Origin of the sequence: Vibrio sp. 1F253 (assembly GCF_041439295.1) — a bacterium.
In the GTDB taxonomy this organism is placed as follows: domain Bacteria; phylum Pseudomonadota; class Gammaproteobacteria; order Enterobacterales; family Vibrionaceae; genus Vibrio; species Vibrio tasmaniensis_A.
Window position 1 is genome coordinate 1 of sequence record NZ_JBGONU010000021.1, and the last position, 18,640, is coordinate 18,640.

The following is an 18,640-nucleotide window of genomic DNA, read 5'->3' on the forward strand; positions in this document are numbered from 1 at the left end:
GCACGCTGGGTTCTTAGGGAGACGGCACTTGGTAACAAGTGTCGTCCACCCGACATAATGTGTTTGGGAGTAACTCTCGGAGTTGGTGGTTCCATGCTGCTTGTCTCGAAGTCCCGCTCATTGCCATGATCGAAATGCCTTCGATATTTAGAAAGCAATCAATTTCAGTCTTAACGGGAAGTAGGTGTGACACTGGGGCGGCCGAGTTCCCCCCGAACTCGACCTGTTCCAGACGCGCAAGCAAAGGCGTTTGGTTTCTGGCTTACTCATAAATTAACCAATTTCAGTTTGTTGTGTAAATAATCAATAGCTTGGCAACTGATAGGTAGGTCGTATTTCATTGTGCAAAAGCATAGAAATGAATGATGGTGAACGTGATGCCTGAACTCAGGTAAGGAGGCTGGCGTATTGAAGCGAAAGGGCTGACACAATATGAAACATAGCTTGCTAGTTTATAATATCGTTAAATTTGAATTTGCAGGGATTTATAACTAGCTAGTAGAGTGTGCTAGTTTTAAGAGTTGGTCATCTTTTATTCTGGTGTTATACACTGCTTTTGAATTTCAAGTTGGATTTAGTGTCTAAATTATTAAATCTGACGGGATAAATGATTGTTTAATGTTGATTTGGCAAGATCTTCAAGTATCCTTTATGTAAACAAAACGTTAAATATCGAAAGTAAATTAACAATCATTAAGGAGTCGATGATGTTACATGCTCACGAAAATACCCTACATATTACCCACCTCAGTAACCACGCGGTTGAGGAGTTGTCACCATCATTCTCTAAGCTTCCAAGCACAGAGCATGCGGATGGCCAGTTTCGATTGAGAAGATACTCGGTGGTTCAATTCAGTAATGGACAAGTCGTTGAGCTAGACAAACATAACTTTGTTCAGTCTGAAGACATTAATCACTTTCAAGGTGACGTTGTTCGTCAGTTCGAGCCGATTGAAGCACAAATCCTAAGCAGCGAAGGCATGCAGGAAATGTGTGAACTGTTTATTGAAACCAACGGGCTTGAAGACGGACAAGAAATCGAAATTCATCAAATCCGCATTGCCGCTATTTTTGAAGAAACTCAGGTTGCACCAGAAGGTGTTCACCAAGACGGTTTTGACCACATCGCGATCATTGGTGTTACTCGCCACAACATCGTTGGTGGTGAAGTGATGCTTTATCAAGATAGCCATGAAGCACCATTCTTTAGAAAAGTGCTAGGCGATGGCGAAGTGGCAATGCTTGCTGATAGTAAGCTTTGGCACAATGCACAACCGATTCGTACCATAGACCACGGCGAGATGGGCTATATGGATGTGTTTGTTCTAACGGCTAAGGATGCGCGCAATGTCCTTCACTCTTAATGATGTGCGCCAGCAGTTTAGCGCGTTAGGCCAATATCATAATGGCAAGCCAGTCACTTTCTTTGACGGGCCGGGCGGATCTCAGGTGCCTGAGAATGTTTTAGCGTCAATGACCGAATACCTAGGGCATTTCAATTCAAACCTAGGTGGCCACTATTTTTCTAGCCAAAAGACCACAAGCTTAATGCAGCAAGCGCGAGAAGCGGCGCAAGCACTGCTTAATGCCGAGTCTTCTGGCAACGTTGTGTTCGGCGCGAACATGACATCGTTGACCTTCCAACTGAGCCGAGCGATCAGCCGCGATTGGAAAGAGGGCGATGAAGTTATCGTCACTGCGTTAGATCATTACTCGAATGTGTCGAGCTGGCAGCAAGCGGCAGACGACAAAGGCGCGATTGTTCGCCAAGTCCGTGTCGACGAATCAGATTGCAGTTTGGATATGGCGCATTTTGAGTCGCTGCTGAACGAGAAAACCAAGCTTGTCGCGGTGACGTTTGCTTCGAACACGACAGGCTCGATTGTCGACATGTCGAAAGTTATCGAGCTTGCACATCAATATGGCGCTCAGGTTTATGTTGATGCCGTGCATTACGCACCACATCACTTGATTGATGTTCAGCAACTGAATTGTGATTTCTTAGCGTGTTCAGCGTATAAGTTCTTCGGCCCGCATGTTGGCATTGCTTATGTTGCGCCTCAATGGTTACACACTTTAAAGCCTTACAAAGTAGAGCCTGCAACCAATATCGGCCCAGGCCGATTTGAGACAGGAACGCAAAGTTTTGAAGGCCTTGCCGGTGTGATTGCGGCGGTAGATTACTTGGCGCAGTTAGGTGATCCCGCCGATTCATTGCGTTCTCGTTTAGAGCAAAGCTACGCGCTGTATAACAAGCACGAGAGCCAACTCAGTGAGTACTTCCTGAAACGCTTGTCCGATCTTGAAGGGACAAAGCTTTACGGGAAAACCGAGTTTGATTCGAATCTAAGAACCCCAACCTTTGCGATTACCTTTGAAAACCATTCTCCAGAGTTCATCGCTAAAAAGCTGGGTGAGCATAATATCTGTGTGTGGAATGGACATTTCTACGCATTAGGGCTGGTGAAGCAGTTGGGTATTGCAGAGCAGGGCGTGGTGCGTATTGGTTGTATGCATTACAACTCGATTGAAGAGATCGACTTGCTGTTCAATGTGCTAGAAGGGATCTTGCGAAGTAACTAGCGAGAAGCCATTCGCAAGAAGTAATTAATAAGAAGTCACTGGCCTTTGCTGTTTGTGCCTTTAGATCGAAAAAAGAGCATACTTCTCTCAAGAATGTTGAGTAGGAAGTGTGCTCTTTTTGTTTCATGAACTTATATCTGTTTAGCAAAGCCTGCTAAGACTAAAGCCGCTAATCGCTAATCGAAAAAGTCCGTGATTGAACTAAGACAGCTGCTTAACCAGAGCTGCACCTACTGCGTGCGCACTGGTTGGGTTTTGGCCAGTAATCACTCGCTCATCAACAATTACAAGCTCATGCCAAGGTTGAACCTTGTTGAAACGCGCAGCGCTGCGAGCAAGAGACTCTTCCAATAGGAACGGAATGTCGTTGATGGTGCCAAAGTCGATTTCTTCTTCACGAGTAAAGCCAGTAATAGATTTAGAGCTTAGTAGCTTCTCGCCGTTGCTTAGGACAATCGGAAGCAGTGCTGCTGGGCCGTGACATACTGATGCGATCACACCACCATCTTCATAATGCTTAGCAGCAATCGTTGCGAATTGCTCGTCGGTTGCTAAGTCAGAAAGTAGGCCGAATCCACCTGGGTAGAAGATAGCATCGTAGCTTTCTACGTTAACTTGGCTTACAGGAATCGTGTTGTTAATACGGTTTTGGAAGTCATCATCCGCCAAGATCTCTGCGTTTACTGAATCCCCTTCAATATCGGTTCCATACAGTGGACCTTTACCACCCTTGATAGACGCGATGTCGTACTCAAAACCCGCAGCAATGATCTCTTTCAGTGCATGAGTCAGTTCTGGAGCGTAAGTACCGTTCGCTTGGTCTGTATCGCCTAGTGTTGCGTGGTTAGTTACTGGGATTAGTATTTTTTTCATGATTCGTTCCTTTGAGCACGTTTGTTTGGTTTCAGCGTCGTGGCTTTTATTTAGAAAACCAAAGCTTTCAATTTAGATACCGCTGTTTCGTTACCTGTAATACTAGTAGTAAACCATTTGAGTGATAATATGCCGAGTAGACAAAACATTATTGCTATATAGCAATAGTGGATGTGAATTAGTCGGATGTGAACTCGTTAGATGTAAACAGGTGAAGTATGGATAGTTTTGAAGGTATTAATGAGTTTGTTGCGGTAGCGGAGTGTCACGGCTTTTCTGCGGCCGCGAAACAACTGGGTTGCAGTACCAGCCATGTCAGCCGCCAAGTATCGAGATTAGAAGAGCGGGTAGGTGTGGCTTTACTGGCTCGATCCACTCGTATGGTGAGTTTGACCGAGTCTGGGCATACCTATTATCAGCAATGCAAAGATCTGGTTATCGGGCTGCAACAGGCGAATGAACAAGTCACGTCTCAACAAGCTCAGCTGAGTGGTACTTTGCGTGTCAGTGCTGCGGGTGCGTTTGCTGAAAATCATGTTGCCGCGGCGCTGATGGAATTTGCCAAAGACCACCCTGATCTGACTATCGAAATGAACTTCAATACCAATATGGTTAACTTCATCGAAGATGGTATTGATTTCGCGATTCGTTATGGTCGACTTGATGATTCTGGTTTGGTGGCAAGGAAGCTGGTGGATCGCCCGATGGCAGCGGCCGCGAGTCAGAACTACATCGATCAATTTGGTTTTCCAACACAGCCTGAACAGTTGAAGTGGCACAGCTGTATTATTGCCAACAGTGATCAGTGGTTGTTTGAGAAAGATGGAAAACCGTTAAACGCGGTGCGCGTACATGGGCGTTGGAAAAGCAATAACTCGAGTGCGGTACTTAAAGCTTGTGAAGAAGGGCTTGGCATTGTTTATCTTCCCAAAAGCAGCTTCAATGGCGGTCTTGCCAATGGAAAGCTCGTTCCAGTGCTAGAAGAATATTGGGGAGCAGGTACAAGCAGTTGGATCGTATATCAAAACCGTCGCTTTCTTCCACAGAGAGCAAGGCTGGCTATCGACTTCTTAGTCTCTTATTTTTCCGATTGGAATGAATAACCGAATAGATAATGCTTACATAGCTATACAATATCCTTCTTGTTTTTTGATGTGCGGAATAAGAAGGTGCTATTTGTCTACTTTTGATGACTTACGCTTACGATTGAGTTGTAGAGAAGCCTAAAGCAGTACGATATACTAGATATCATATTAATGTCCCTAACGCGTGATAGATTGTGTGGAAGCGTTGGCAGGATGTGTTGTTATGCTTCGGCTTATGAAGTGTAGCGAGAATGCGGAGTTGGCAATGTCTTCAATAAATTTCGAATCCACGTACGGTGTAATAACGATTCAAGATATGAATGTAGTGAGTGTTGACGCTAACTATGCTCGCATCTATGGATACCAATCACCGGAAGAACTACTTTCTGATATCGATAGCTTTCTAGATCTCATCTCAGAAGAGTACCATGTTTTAGCCTATCAAAATTACCTCGAAACGGTCAGTGGTCAACGAGACCCTCAGGTTCACACCTATACCAATATTGATCGCAATGGCAGAGAGTTTACCGTGTTTTCTATCGATCATGTGACGGAGTGGCAGGGAAGACCTGCACTGCAAGTCACGGTTATCGATCTTTCCCCTGCAATTCAGCTGCAAAATGCAGTGCGTGAGCAAGATAAGATGTATCACGACATGATCATGCAATCAGGGCAGGGCATCTTGGTTCACCGAGATTTCAAACCTCTGATGGTCAATCAATCATGGGTAAAACTGCAAGGTGGATCTTCCATAGAGCAAGTCTTAGCGCTGGATTCGATTCTTGACTTAGTGCCACAGCAGAATAGCGACGGCATCTATAAACACTATCAAGCGATCGTGTCGGGTGAGTTGTCGGGAACCAGTACCGTGGTTGAAAACATTGGCTTTGACGGTGTTCATCGCTTCTTTAATATTTACGATAATGCAATTACTTGGAAAGGTCAGCGGGCCGTTCAAGTGGTACTCGAAGATGTGACTCAAAAGGTGATGTTGGAGAAGCAGTTGGTTCACCAAGCGAATTACGATGAAATGACGGATCTGCTTAATCGTAGGGCGATTTATGAATGGTTGAGAGAGCACATGTTCTCTAAAAACTACCTTGTCTGTATGCTATTAGATATCGATGACTTCAAGTCGATTAATGACACTTATGGTCATATGGTGGGTGATGAGGTAATTTGTGCTTTGGCTAGTATAACCAAGCGCAATGCCGAGAAAGTTGGTGGAGTAGCAGGCCGTTGGGGTGGTGAAGAGTTCATTATATTTATCCCGAATACGCCCCTTGAAACAGCTCTCGAAGTTTCAGAAGAGATTCGCCAACAGTTCAATCAAGTCGAGTTCAAAGTGGGTGAACAAATTCGCTTTAACTCTAGCGTGAGTATCGGAATCAGCGATAGCCGAGCGTGTGAAGACGGTGTCACTATTGACGCACTCGTGAATTTAACCGACCAATCTCTTTATCGCGCGAAAGCCAATGGCAAGAATTGCGTAGACGGAGATGTAGTCGCGCTTTAACGCCTAAAACCGTCACCCAAAGACGAATAGAATCGACAACGAAAAATGCCCTCAAGTCATCACTTGAGGGCATTTTATTTTTTGGCTATTAACTGAACGCTTCTCACTATGAGAAACGCTTAAGTTCTATAAATTAGGCAGACACTTCCACTTCGTAAGAGCCAAATTTACGGATGTTAATCACGCCAGTATCTAGGATAAGGTATTGACCTTTAATGCCTTGAAGTACGCCCGTCACTTCAGGGTTCTTATCAAAGTTGTGCGATACAATTTTCACTGGGTGCTGTTCAACTGGGTAGCTCAATGAAGTAGTGCTCTCACTGAGCACCTCGATAGCATCATCACCAAATTTCGCTCTGATCTCTTGAATCTTATCTTCTACAAGTGGCAATAGTTCTTTGGCTTTTTCAACCAACTCCATATCGTCACCGTCGCCTTTTAGCAGCGTGCGCCAGTTGGTTTTGTCAGCAATGTGCTTCGCTAATTCGACTTCAATAAGGCCAGAGATCTGACGCGTTTTTACCTTCAAAATAGGTAGGCCCTGAGTGGCTCCTTGATCAATCCAACGGGTAGGGATTTGTGTATGGCGAGTGATTCCAACCTTAAGGCTTGATGTGTTCGACAGGTAAACGAAGTGATCGACGAAGCAATTTTCTTCACCCCATTGAGGCTCACGACAAGTGCCTTGTTCGTAGTGGCAAGTCTCAGGCTTCATGATGCACATGTCGCAGCTTGCTAGCTTTTTCATGCACACAAAGCAGTGGCCTTGAGAGTAGCTTTTCTTAGTTTTCTTACCACACGAACAACAAAAAATATTACCAGTGTGGGTAAGGTTGATGGTTTTTCCAATCAGAGGGTTTAGCTCTACAAACTCTTCCCCTACAGGTAAACGGTAGGTAACCGCACCATCAAGGGAAGCACTCATTTTCTTGAGTGTTCCTTTTGCTAATAAAGACATGACATTACTCGTTGTATTTTGATTATTATTTCGTCGACTCGAACGCCTTGTAAGCAGTCGCTACGGTTAACGATGATTATGCGATGAGTATAACAAATAGAGCCTCTATTTATACGCAATATTACTTGATTCATGCAGTGAATAATTGAGTGGAAATACGCCATCTAAATTATAGTATGACATTTTGTTAAGGTGTGATATAACGTTTTTAAGTCAATTGTTAGTATGCAATCTAATGATTAATTTTGCTTGTTTATATCGTCAAATCCCAACTATAGGGACCAAAAGCCGGAAGCTTAGATGTGAAGTGGATTCATAAAATTGTTATCTTTCTAGTTATCGCAACACTTGCCATTGTGCAGTATTACCAGGTAAGTGGAAATCGTGTGATAACAACAATTACTCCTGAACAATATGAATTTATCGCGACCAGCGATCAAGTTGATAGAGGAGTCAGTACCTCCCAATTATCCTATGAAAATGGGCAGTATATTCTCGATTGTGAGCTTAAAAAATCCGAATATCCGTGGCCTTACTGTGGGCTATCGATTCGTATTAGCCCAGATATAACCACTGGTCTTGACCTTTCGCAGTACCACACCTTTAGAGTCAATATTGATTACCATGCGAAGGCTGATTCTAGTGGTCGTCTGAGAACTTACCTACGCAACTATAATCCTGCTTATTCGGTGCCTGATGACGAATATACACATAAGTATAACGGGATGGAGTTTTCTCCAGGAATCGATGGTGGCGTGATAGAAATTCCGATCAAAAATTTGCAAGTCATGACGTGGTGGTTAGCGGATAACGAGGTTGCGTTAGAGCATTCAGCCCCCGAGTTTTCAAATGTGAACATGGTTGAGTTTGCTACTGCTTCTGGTGCTAAATTAGGTCACCATCGGATAATTATTCGAAGTATTGAGTTTGAGGGTTCGTATATTTCGGCTGAAAGCCTGTTCCTGATCTTGCTGTTTATCTGGGTGGGTACAGGCACTGTGTTTCTGCTTTCAGAATTACACCGCTCAAGAAAACGTATCGCGATCGCTGAAAAAAGACACCATCACTTAAAAAACGTCAATCGGGCATTGAGAGAGCAAAACTTCGAGTTTTCTGAAAAGGCTCATCGTGATGAATTGACAGGGATACTTAACCGACACGCGATTCGTGATTGGTTGAAAATGCAGTCGCAACAGGTGAAGCAAGGCCACGGCAAGTTAAGTATGCTCTACCTGGACATTGACTACTTTAAAAGTGTGAATGACAAATACGGACACCTGATGGGTGATCATATCTTGCGTGAATTCAGTATGGTGGTTGGCAGCTCTATCAGTGCGACGGACAAACTTGTACGTTGGGGTGGTGAAGAGTTTATTGTTTTTTGCCCTGAAACCGAAGCTGGCGAAGCGCAGAGAAAGGCAGAGAAAATCCGACTTTTGGTTAGCCAACATCTTTGGATTCATGGGGATTCTCTCACTTGCAGTATCGGCATTGCCGAGATGAAACAAGAGCGGGTGACAGAGACCATTGCCCGCGCTGATGAAGCCTTATATCAAGCGAAGCATTCAGGGCGAAATCAGGTGATCTTGAGCCACTAATCTGAAGTAGAGTTTATTGGTTTATAAGCCACACGTGCATATGTGACGTGTGGCATTTTTATGGCTCTTATCCCAATAGCTGACACAAAAAAGGTGGCGCGGGGCCACCAAAAGGGAAAAGCGTTTTTTGTTTTTAGATGCCCGTTTGGCTGATCTTATTAGTTAAATTGATCTTGCTAGTTAAACTGATCTTGTTAGCAGAGCGGGCATTTTTGTACTGGTTGAGCCGGGGGAAGCTGCAACCAGATTTTTTGAGAGGGGGCATTCCTGTAAACATTTATCTATAAGTATTTACCTATAAATATGTGTTTCTAAGCACTTGCCTGTAAAGCTTTCTCTATAAGCGTTAGTGCTTACCAGAAGATCCAAGCGAACAGAGTCAGAACTAGGATACAAACTAGGTTCAACACCATACCGACTCGCATCATTTCTTTTTGTTTGATATGACCAGAGCCAAATACAATCGCATTAGGTGGTGTCGCGACTGGTAGCATGAAGGCACAAGATGCGGCAATCGCAATCAGTGCAGATAAGATAACAGGTGACATACCCAGCGCTTCAGCAATGGTTGCAAATACAGGGACAAGCAATGCCGCACTCGCTGTGTTACTCGCAAACTCCGTTAGGAATACCACGAACGCTACTACGGCTAGAATCGTAAGAAGTATACCTGCTGTTTCTAAAAATCCGCTTAGTGAGTGTGCTAGGAATACGCTGGTTCCGGTCGCTTTCAGAATGTTACTTAAACAGATACCACCTCCGAACAGGATAAGTACACCCCAATCCGTTGTCTTCTCAACGTCTTTCCATTCCACGGCTCTAGAAGCGCCAAGCAGTACAATGGCGCCAATCGCTACCAAACTATCAAACTTAGAGAACCCGCCAATCATTGCGTTGATCGGCTTGCCGAATATCCAAAGCGTTACGGTTAAAAGGAAGATAGACAGTGTGATTTTCTTGCTGTTTGTCCACTCGACAGGTGCATGGTCTAACTCGAATTTGTGGTCAAGTTTTGGCTTAGTCATCACGTACAAAATAATCATCGTGATTGGCAGTAAGATCATTGAGATAGGTAGCCCAAGCGCCATCCATTCTGTGAAGCTCAAGCCAACTTCTGCCGCAGCAATGGCGTTTGGTGGGCTACCAACTAAAGTTGCGATACCACCGATTGAAGCACAGTAAGCGATACCCAATAGCACGAACACGTAGGTGTTTCGGTCTTCACTTTGGTCGACTTTGTTCATGATACCAAGAACAAGAGGGAGCATCATTGCTGTGGTGGCGGTGTTTGAGATCCACATGGATAAACCCGCACTCACACCGAACAACATGAACACGGCTACCGACATTCTGCCTTTTGCTATCAGCAATACTTTGTCAGCTATCGCTTTATCCAGCTCTTGCTTGTTCAGTGCGGCTGCCAACGCGAATCCGCCCATGAATAAGAATATGATGGGATTCGAAAAGTTAGCCAGTGCTGCGGGCGTGTTGAATACACCAAACAAGACAGCCAATAGGGGAACGAGCAAAGCGGTGATGCTGACGTGGATAGCTTCTGTTAACCATAGAATGGCAACGAACACGAGAATACTTAAACCCGTATTCACTTGCGCTTCGAATGGCAGGGAATTGAGCAAAACTGCAAATAGCGTGAAATTACCAATTAATATCATGCTGTTGCGGGTAAACAACCAGTGTTTCAGTGTAGTAACAAGTGCCGTCATAAGACGCTCCTTTTGTTTATCCTCGTTTTATTGGTGCACGACTTCGTTGAGCGGTGCTTATTATTTTCGAGGTATATAGACTTGATGTAGGGTCAGACTTTGTTGGGAGAATGTTACTCAAGTTAATAAAGGAGTGTTGGTGTGTTTTTGCTTAACAATGGGGAAGTGTGAGGCAACAAATTCAAAATGTGTAGTTTTCTACACATCGGTCTCTGCTGGTTCTAAAATAGGGCTTGCTGAAGGAGTTACAATCGGATTTTCAGTAGGGCTTGCTGTGGGGTCTGCTATAGGATTTACATTGGGGTCAGTAATAGGGCTAGGAATCGGCAATGATTCTGGTTTTGGACTGGGTTGGATCGGCTCTTTAGGGCCAAGGAATTTTGGCGTAGTACCAATAATATACAGATCAAGAAACGCTTTGGTACGTGCAAATACTTCACGTAAACGTATTGAGGTTCCCGAATGATGGGTTGGTCCTGAAACCGCCAAACACTGCGCATTAATATCATAAGAGTTAGCGATAAATAGCGCTCTTTCACAGTGGAACTTCTGAGTGATGATTAGGAAGTTATCGGTATCGAATATCTTTTTGGCGCGAACAATCGAATCTAGGGTTCTGAACCCCGCATAATCTAGATTGATGCGTTCATCGGGGACACCCGCTTTTAACAAGTCGCGTTTCATCGTCCACGGTTCATTGTAAGAGCGATGAGCGTTATCGCCACTCAGTAGAAATTGGTCCACTTTTTCACGCTCGAACAGCTCAATTGCCGCTTCGATTCGGTGCTTATAATAGTCGTTGAGTGTTCTACCTAAATATTTGCTTGTGCCAAGCACTACGGCGACCTCAAGCTCGGGCACTTCATCTATATCGTAGATGATGCGATCTTCTGCTTGCCATGAAACCCAATAATCGATCGCAATAACCGCAGCGCTGCCTACTAAGAACACGAGGAAAGCGCCAAACAGAAAACCTTGCAGTTTTTTGTAAGCTTTTAATAAGTGGCTACGGAAAATGTGAGAATCAAATTTCACTCTCGGTATGGTCCTTTGACTGAGCAATAATTTTTGAGTGCTCGATAATACCAAATAAAAATGAGAAAAATCAGTTAAAAAGACAAGACAGTGTAAAGAAAAAAGCCCCCGCAGTTGCAGAGGCTCTTGTAAGAGTAGTTAACGCTCTTTATTCCAAGCGCAGCACGTTTATTAGAATGCAGTACGCTTGTAGCGACGGTAAACCGGCTGCCAGAAGTGCTGGTCAATCGCTTGTTGTAGTGCTTCTTCAGTGATCTCTAGAGCAACACCTTGCTCAATCGCTTTTTTACCAACGGCAAAAGCAATCTTTTTAGATACGGTGTGGATCTCTTCCAATGGTGGAAGTAGAGCACCTGAGCCATTGATAGCAAGTGGGGAGCACGTTGCAAGTGCTCGGCTTGATTCCATTAGCATTTCGTCAGTGATGCGTGAAGCATTCACAGCCAACACACCAAGGCCAATACCTGGGAAGATGTAGCTGTTATTACACTGAGCGATTGGGTAAGTGGTGCCGTTGTGAACCACTGGCTCAAACGGGCTACCTGTCGCAACAAGCGCTTGGCCGTCAGTCCAACGAATAATGTCATTTGGTGTTGCTTCAACACGGCTTGTTGGGTTTGACAGTGGGAACACGATAGGGCGTTCGCAGTGTAGGTTCATCTCTTTGATGACTTCTTTGCTGAACAGACCCGGAGCACCAGATACGCCAACCAGAACCGTAGGTTTCGCGTGACGAACAACGTCTAGTAGAGAGAAACCAGTGCCGTCGCTTTCCCAATCTTTGGTGTTCGCGTTGGTTTGAACTAGACGCTGTTGGAAATCAAGCAGGTTTTGCATGCCTTCCTGTAGCAGACCCCAACGGTCAACCATGTAAACTTGAGAGCGTGCTTGTGCATCGCTGATACCTTCAGACACCATTTGAGCAATGATAGCTTCAGCAATACCACAACCTGCAGAACCCGCACCTAAGAAGGTGATGCGTTGGTCTGACAGTTTGCTGTTCGCTGCTTTACATGCTGCAAGTAGAGAACCAACCGTTACAGCGGCTGTACCTTGGATATCATCGTTGAAACAACAGAGGCGATCTTTGTAGCGTTCAAGCAGTGGCATTGCGTTCTTTTGTGCGAAATCTTCGAACTGAACTAATGCATCAGGCCAACGGCGTTGAACGGCTTGAATGAATTCTTCAACGAATGCATCGTAATCTGCACCTGTGATACGAGGGTGACGCCAGCCCATGTACATTGGGTCAGCAAGACGCTGCGGGTTGTTTGTACCCACATCGAGCACGATTGGTAGCATGTAAGCTGGGCTGATGCCGCCACAAGCTGTGTAAAGTGCTAGTTTACCAATTGGAATACCCATGCCACCGATACCTTGGTCTCCCAAACCAAGAATACGCTCACCATCCGTAACCACGATAACTTTAACGTTGTGGTTTGTCGCATTGTTCAGTAGGTCATCGATACGATCGCGGTTCGGGTATGAGATAAACAGACCACGGCCACGACGGTAAATATTTGAGAAGTTCTCACATGCTGCGCCAACTGTTGGCGTGTAAATGATAGGCATCATTTCAGAGATGTGGTTTTGAACTAAACGATAAAAAAGCGTTTCATTAGTGTCTTGGATGTTACGAAGGTAGATATGCTTATCCATATCACTTTCGAAGTTACAATATTGCTTGTATGCACGTCCTACTTGCTCTTGGATTGTTTCGGTTGTTTCCGGTAACAAGCCTTCAAGGTTGAAAGAACTGCGCTCTTCAGCAGAGAATGCGCTGCCTTTGTTTAGAAGAGGGGTACTTAGTAGAGCAGGACCAGCATAAGGGATATATAGAGGGCGTTTATCGTTGTTCATTAGATGCCTAATATGGGAGAAAGGGTAACCGAAAAATGATAACGGTTTAGTTATTCAATTGTAAATAGTTTCCCTCCGATCTTTGCAAACAAAATGATATTCTTACCCATGTCCCACACTTATCGAATTTTAGCAGCATAATTCGTTATACTTTGCTCACACTTTTTCGCGACGCCTCTTTTTTATGTCATTACTTCCCATCGATGCTTATCAAAACGTATTTCACGAACAAATCGCTAATTCTCACCTTGTCGTAGAAGCTGAAACCGGATCGGGTAAATCAACGCGCTTGCCAATTTGGGCTTGCCAACATGGGCGAGTGCTGGTGGTTGAACCAAGACGAATAGCTTGTACCTCATTAGCTAAATATCTCGCCCTACAATCGGGCGAAAAGCTTGGTGACAAAATTGGTTATGCGATCAAACTTGAGTCTGAATACAACGAGAAAACTAACGTTGTTTTTGTGACGCCCGGTATCGCGCTGCGTTGGCTATCTGAAGATGGGCTTGCTGGCTTTGATGCCATCGTAGTCGATGAATTTCATGAGAGGCGCTGGGACATTGATTTGCTGGTGGCGATTCTGAAACAAAAAGCGAGTCATCGTTTGGTGATCACTTCAGCAACCATTGAAGGTGAGCGCCTTGCTCATTATTTGGATGCGAATCGAATCAGTTGTGAAGGCCGAACTTATCAAGTTGCTATTGAACACCGAGCGAATGAGTCAAGAGCATTGCCCGATGTTCGACACCTAGAGCAACGCATTGCCGAAGAAGTGAATCACCAACTGATTGCATCTTCTGGTGACATGTTGGTTTTTCTGCCGGGTAAAAAAGAGATCGTGCAATGTGAACAAGCCTTGGCAAAAAATCCAGATATCCAAGTGGTGAAGTTGCATGCGTCAGTCAGTGATAAAGAGCGAGATTTAGCGTTATCGGGTCGTAATATCGATATCAATGCGAACGGTTATGGCCTAAGAAAGGTCATTCTTGCTACTAACGTTGCTGAAACCTCATTAACCATTCCTGACATTGGCGTGGTAATAGATTCAGGATTAGAAAGACGCACCGTTCAACGAAACGGAAGAACCACACTGATGCTTAAATCCATATCACGAGCGAGTGCCAAACAACGAGCTGGCCGCGCGGGTAGGGTGATGGATGGTGTCTGTGTTCGTCTATATGGTGAGCATGCGGCGTTAGAGTTAGTGACACCGCCTGAATTGCAGCGTGAAGAGCTGATCGAACCGATGTTGGCCGCGGCCTGTTGTGGCAACTCGATCGAGAGCTTATCTTTTCTTGATCCAATCCCTGAGAAGTCGTTAAACAGTGCTACTCAAACCTTGCTGACGATGGAAGCGATTAACGCCGAGCATCAAATTACCGAGCATGGCAAAAAGCTGTATCCGTTGCCGATTGATGCTTTGTATGCCGATATTGTTACTCGAATCAAAACCAAAGCATTAAAAGAAGCGATGGTCGATCTCACAGCTGCGTTGTCCGTTCCGGCTCGCTTGTATCAGTTACCGAACAATGCAGAACATTTGGAAGCACTCGCTCAGCAAGAAAAGGAAGGGTGTGATCTAAGCCTGTTGATTCAGATCGTTCGCGGTCGCGAGTATCCAAATCTAGAAATCGATCAGCAGGCATTGAATGAAGCACAGGGACTGGCTAAGCAAATGCGTGAGGTGTTTGAACTTCCTCAATTAGAAGTCGCGTCCCGTTTCCAGCGTATTGAACTGCTTAAGACTATTGTGCATTTGCATCCTGAGCTAGTGTTTGTGCGCAGGCTGAAGAGGAAAGAAGCCTTTGCTAATGGAGTTTTAGAGGTAGTACTCGGCCGTCAGAATCGTTTCCCGGACAATGCACAAGCGATGTTGGTGCTTGATACCCATAGTTTGCCGGGAAGAGGTGTTAAGCAAACACTGACCTTAGCGACGGTCACTGCACCTATTCCTTTGGATCTTATGATTGAAGCGGAGATGGGAGAGTGGGAGCAAGGTGAAACGATTGTGAATGATGACGGCGTCTATACTGGGATGGCGTTGGTGTATGCCGGCCGCACGATCACGACCAAGCTCGTGGCAGCGGAAGGGCAACTATCGTTAAAGCCGATCGTCGATCTTGTATCGAATGGGGTTCAACTTCCGGGTTTTGCACAAGCTCGCACTCAACAAATCAAACATTGGCAACTGTATGTGAAACTCGGTCTCGATGAACAAACCCAATACAAACCAGAAATTGAGAACATTAACTTTGAGCTATGGTTAATAGAGCAGCTTGAAGTGTTAGGTGTCACTGATGTGAGCGAATTGGAAATGTTCGACCATGCAGATATTCCATTCGATGGTATCCCTACTTGGCTCTATTCAGAGTTTTCGGAAAAGTACCCGTTTGCATTGAGCCTTGCCGACTTGCAACTCGAAGTCGAATACCTGCCGGCACGCAAGCTGATTTACGTTCATTATCAATCGGGCAGTCGAAAGTTATCGCCAAAACGTTGGGAGCTCCCGACATGGTCTGGCTGGCGTATCCAGTACAAAAAAGCGAGTCGGATAATTGATATCAAATAGATGGATTAGTTTTATCTCTAAAATATTAATCAAATAGGTGCATATATGTTTTTTCAGTACTTATTTTGTTACAAGTTTGATTTTTATATGCCTTTTTAACCAATCAAAAGGTCATAAAAGACTATTCTTCTATATCCTATTGCTATAACGAAAGAGTTGATAGATATTGAGTATATTGTGTTGTCAAAGTGTCGGGGGACATCATGGATAAACAGACAGAGACGCGTGTAGAGTTTGATTACACAACATTTCTTGGCGCCTCATGCAGTAAAAAATGGACTTTTCTGGAAGCACTAACCACGATTGCGCCAGTATTTAGTACTGTCTGGCGAGATAGCATTAAAGAGCTCGCAAGCCCTGAAGATCGTTTATGGCAGATGGCATTGAAATCGATGTCGACGCGTAAAAGTGATGAGTCAAACATTGTTACCTTACTCAAGCTAGCCAAGCTAGAGGGGATCAATGAACTCAAAGTTGCTATGCCATATTCTCTTGAAGAAGAGCAGATCGAGTACATTGAATCGCGCAGTCATTTGGTGATTGCCGAGAATACTGGAGAAGAGTTTACTATTAAGCTTTAATCTATCAGTATTGCTTAGAGCTTAGAGCTTAGAGCTTAGAGCTTAGAGCTTAGAGCTTAGAGCTTAGGAGCGAGCTCAAAGAATATTAAAAGTCGCACACGAAAAAGGGCCTCAATAATGATGAGGCCCTTTTAGTATCTGGAACTTGTGTTTACGAGCTTATTCGCTTTCTAGAATGCAATCAGTCAACTAGACCATAGTCAGTACGCAATACATCGATGATCTCTTGCTTAGGATTCTCACTCAGTACGATTTCCGCACCTGTAATCTTCGCCGCGATATCAAGGTAAGTACGTGACAGAGACATCAGTGAATCGAGAGGCAGCTCATTGTCACGAGCTAACGCTTCACGCTCTGGCATACGCTCTTTGTTCAAAAGAATATCAGCATCAGGGAAGTAGTTAAGCAGGAACTGGCGGAAACCTTCTTTTGAATTCTCAACGATGTTACCGTTATTGTATTCCTGAGCATCCCAAATGCGAGATGAATCCGGAGTACCGACTTCATCCATGTAGATAAGCTTTTCTTTGCCTTGAGCATCGTTCACATAGCCGAACTCAAATTTCGTATCGACAAAGGTTTGATCGACTTTTGCTAGCGCTTGGCTAATTACGTTGAAGCCTTCTTTTAGAAGTTTCTCGTAATGCGCAATGTCACTTGCTTGAGTAAAGTTGAACGCTGCGAAGTTATCTTCGATGTTGTTACGTGTGATGTTTACATCGTCAGCTTCTGGAACGCCAGGAATACCTTTCAAAATCCCTTTTGTAGAAGGCGTGATCAGTAGCTCAGGCAATTTCTTGTCTTTCTCAAGGCCTTCTGGCATCTCGATACCACAGAATTCGCGTTCGCCGTTTGCGTATGCACGCCACATTGAACCTGTGATGTATTGACGACAAATCGCTTCGATCATGACTGGGCGAGCTTTTTGTACAATCCATACGAACGGGTGAGGGATATCAAGAATATGACTGTCAGCAAGGCCGTTGTCTTTAAACAATTTGAACCAGTGGTTAGAGATAGCATTCAGAGCCGCTCCTTTACCTGGAACACCTTTTAGATTCCCTTCACCACGCCAGATACAATCAAATGCAGAGATACGGTCACTGATCACCATGATTGCTAAAGGCGCATCTGGTGCTACATCGTAGCCTTTCTCTTTAATTAGTCGTTGGCTATCTTCTTCAGTTAACCAGTAGACTGAGCGAACCTTGCCACTGTGGACTGGTTTATCAGTACGGATTGGTAGGTCATCATTTACGGCAAGAACTTGATCAGCAAGGCTCATTTAGACATTCCTATCTTTTATCAAACGTCATACAGAGAAGTGCGGTGTGCACATGATTAGACGGGCATTATACCCAATCTACTATTTGCTTCCAGAGAAAAAGCAAACGATTGCTAAATCTATTGATCAAATAAAAACCCCCGCCTAACTATTCGCTAGAAAATTGGCGAATTGTAGGCAGGGGAAGGCAGTATATTTGGACTGTGTTTTGGAGCTATGGATTTGAGCCAAAATGTTATTAAGTAAGGTGGTCTAGTGAATACGCTCTGAATTGGCATCAATAAAGAAGACTTCGCACTGAAAGCGCATTCCTAATGTTCTTAGGTATTGCTGACTGAATTGATCAATCGAAGCACTCGCAACAATCGCGCTCGCATTCTTAGATCGAATGGCTTTCTCGACGGTTTCTATTTCTGTCATTTGATTAGAGGCTTTCATGTGAATAACACGATCACAGCAAACATTATGTTGCTGCAGCTGTTTAGCCGATGGTCTTGGTGTTTGAGCCGTAAACAGTAACCACTGATGTTGATTGGACAGCAACGCCATTTTGGCAAACAACGCTTCTTCGTTTGAACTTTTTGTGTCACGAGAGACGGATGTAAATGCGCAGTGAGTTAGCGGGCTAGAGTGTTGTGCTTTAACGTGTGCTGGAATCATTTCGCTGTCCTTATATACATGCTGTATGTGTATACAGTATTTTTTATTGCTTATAAGATCAAGCGTTTTTTGAGGGATTATTGGACGATCTTGCTTGTGTATGGAGGTGGCTTTCATTTAAGTTGTTGAAAAAATTATAGAAATTAAATTTGAATGAATTTGTTGTTTTGTCTCATAAGTTGAAGAAATGTGAGCTTTATACAGGTGTACACAGTGGTTTTGACAGAAAAGTACTGTATACACCTGTGTAGAAGATAAGAAGATAAGAAGATAAGAAGATAAGAAGATAAGAAGATAAGAAGATAAGAAGATA

The 18,640-nt window shown here is 44.2% G+C and carries 14 protein-coding genes; 7 read left to right on the forward strand and 7 right to left on the reverse strand.

Annotation, left to right across the window (positions count from 1 at the left end):
* Nucleotides 1-707 precede the first annotated feature (707 nt).
* Together ACED28_RS12145 and ACED28_RS12150 are read left to right on the forward strand one after the other, a co-directional pair.
* On the forward strand, nucleotides 708-1,364 hold the full coding sequence (locus tag ACED28_RS12145) for a 2OG-Fe dioxygenase family protein (protein ID WP_371709971.1): 657 nt from the start codon (nucleotides 708-710) through the stop codon (nucleotides 1,362-1,364).
* A complete protein-coding gene (locus tag ACED28_RS12150) occupies nucleotides 1,348-2,583 on the forward strand; it encodes a cysteine desulfurase-like protein (RefSeq protein WP_371709951.1) in 1,236 nt (411 codons plus the stop codon). The genes ACED28_RS12145 and ACED28_RS12150 overlap by 17 nt, the downstream gene beginning before the upstream one ends.
* A 201-nt stretch (nucleotides 2,584-2,784) precedes the next feature.
* Here the strand turns inward: ACED28_RS12150 and ACED28_RS12155 are convergent, their stop codons facing one another.
* Nucleotides 2,785-3,456 carry a type 1 glutamine amidotransferase domain-containing protein gene (locus ACED28_RS12155; RefSeq protein ID WP_135380636.1) on the reverse strand — a complete coding sequence of 224 codons (672 nt, stop codon included), beginning with the start codon at nucleotides 3,454-3,456 and terminating at the stop codon, nucleotides 2,785-2,787.
* Between the two features lie 218 nt (nucleotides 3,457-3,674).
* On the opposite strand from ACED28_RS12155, the gene ACED28_RS12160 reads away from it, so the two are divergent.
* Together ACED28_RS12160 and ACED28_RS12165 are read left to right on the forward strand one after the other, a co-directional pair.
* Nucleotides 3,675-4,559 carry a LysR family transcriptional regulator gene (locus ACED28_RS12160; RefSeq protein ID WP_371709952.1) on the forward strand — a complete coding sequence of 295 codons (885 nt, stop codon included), beginning with the start codon at nucleotides 3,675-3,677 and terminating at the stop codon, nucleotides 4,557-4,559.
* Nucleotides 4,560-4,806: 247 nt separating this feature from the next.
* Nucleotides 4,807-6,057, forward strand: a complete 1,251-nt coding sequence (locus tag ACED28_RS12165; RefSeq protein ID WP_371709953.1) for a diguanylate cyclase — start codon at nucleotides 4,807-4,809, stop codon at nucleotides 6,055-6,057.
* 133 nt (nucleotides 6,058-6,190) lie between these two features.
* On the opposite strand, the gene ACED28_RS12170 is transcribed toward ACED28_RS12165, so the two are convergent.
* Nucleotides 6,191-7,015 carry a DUF2797 domain-containing protein gene (locus tag ACED28_RS12170; RefSeq protein WP_135380643.1) on the reverse strand — a complete coding sequence of 275 codons (825 nt, stop codon included), beginning with the start codon at nucleotides 7,013-7,015 and terminating at the stop codon, nucleotides 6,191-6,193.
* Nucleotides 7,016-7,317: 302 nt separating this feature from the next.
* Here ACED28_RS12170 and ACED28_RS12175 point away from each other — a divergent pair, with 302 nt between their 5' ends.
* Nucleotides 7,318-8,613 carry a GGDEF domain-containing protein gene (locus ACED28_RS12175; RefSeq protein WP_269334867.1) on the forward strand — a complete coding sequence of 432 codons (1,296 nt, stop codon included), beginning with the start codon at nucleotides 7,318-7,320 and terminating at the stop codon, nucleotides 8,611-8,613.
* Between the two features lie 353 nt (nucleotides 8,614-8,966).
* On the opposite strand, the gene ACED28_RS12180 is transcribed toward ACED28_RS12175, so the two are convergent.
* The 3 genes from ACED28_RS12180 to ACED28_RS12190 form a co-directional block, all read right to left on the reverse strand.
* Nucleotides 8,967-10,337 carry a DASS family sodium-coupled anion symporter gene (locus ACED28_RS12180; RefSeq protein WP_009846474.1) on the reverse strand — a complete coding sequence of 457 codons (1,371 nt, stop codon included), beginning with the start codon at nucleotides 10,335-10,337 and terminating at the stop codon, nucleotides 8,967-8,969.
* Between the two features lie 198 nt (nucleotides 10,338-10,535).
* Nucleotides 10,536-11,372, reverse strand: a complete 837-nt coding sequence (locus tag ACED28_RS12185) for a vancomycin high temperature exclusion protein (RefSeq protein WP_371709954.1) — start codon at nucleotides 11,370-11,372, stop codon at nucleotides 10,536-10,538.
* Between the two features lie 171 nt (nucleotides 11,373-11,543).
* The gene (locus ACED28_RS12190; protein ID WP_012603704.1) at nucleotides 11,544-13,232 is read right to left on the reverse strand and encodes an NAD-dependent malic enzyme; all 1,689 of its coding nucleotides are present in this window, start codon (nucleotides 13,230-13,232) and stop codon (nucleotides 11,544-11,546) included.
* Between the two features lie 184 nt (nucleotides 13,233-13,416).
* Here ACED28_RS12190 and ACED28_RS12195 point away from each other — a divergent pair, with 184 nt between their 5' ends.
* On the forward strand, nucleotides 13,417-15,801 hold the full coding sequence (locus ACED28_RS12195; protein ID WP_371709955.1) for a helicase-related protein: 2,385 nt from the start codon (nucleotides 13,417-13,419) through the stop codon (nucleotides 15,799-15,801).
* 203 nt (nucleotides 15,802-16,004) lie between these two features.
* Nucleotides 16,005-16,382 (forward strand): hypothetical protein, encoded by a 378-nt coding sequence (locus ACED28_RS12200; RefSeq protein ID WP_009846478.1) that lies wholly within the window; start codon nucleotides 16,005-16,007, stop codon nucleotides 16,380-16,382.
* A 181-nt stretch (nucleotides 16,383-16,563) separates the two neighbouring features.
* On the opposite strand, the gene ACED28_RS12205 is transcribed toward ACED28_RS12200, so the two are convergent.
* Together ACED28_RS12205 and ACED28_RS12210 are read right to left on the reverse strand one after the other, a co-directional pair.
* Entirely contained in the window at nucleotides 16,564-17,667 is a 1,104-nt protein-coding gene (locus ACED28_RS12205; protein ID WP_371709956.1) for a phosphoribosylaminoimidazolesuccinocarboxamide synthase, read from the reverse strand.
* Between the two features lie 252 nt (nucleotides 17,668-17,919).
* Entirely contained in the window at nucleotides 17,920-18,327 is a 408-nt protein-coding gene (locus tag ACED28_RS12210) for a SulA-like leucine-rich domain-containing protein (protein ID WP_017099831.1), read from the reverse strand.
* Between the last annotated feature and the right edge of the window lie 313 nt (nucleotides 18,328-18,640).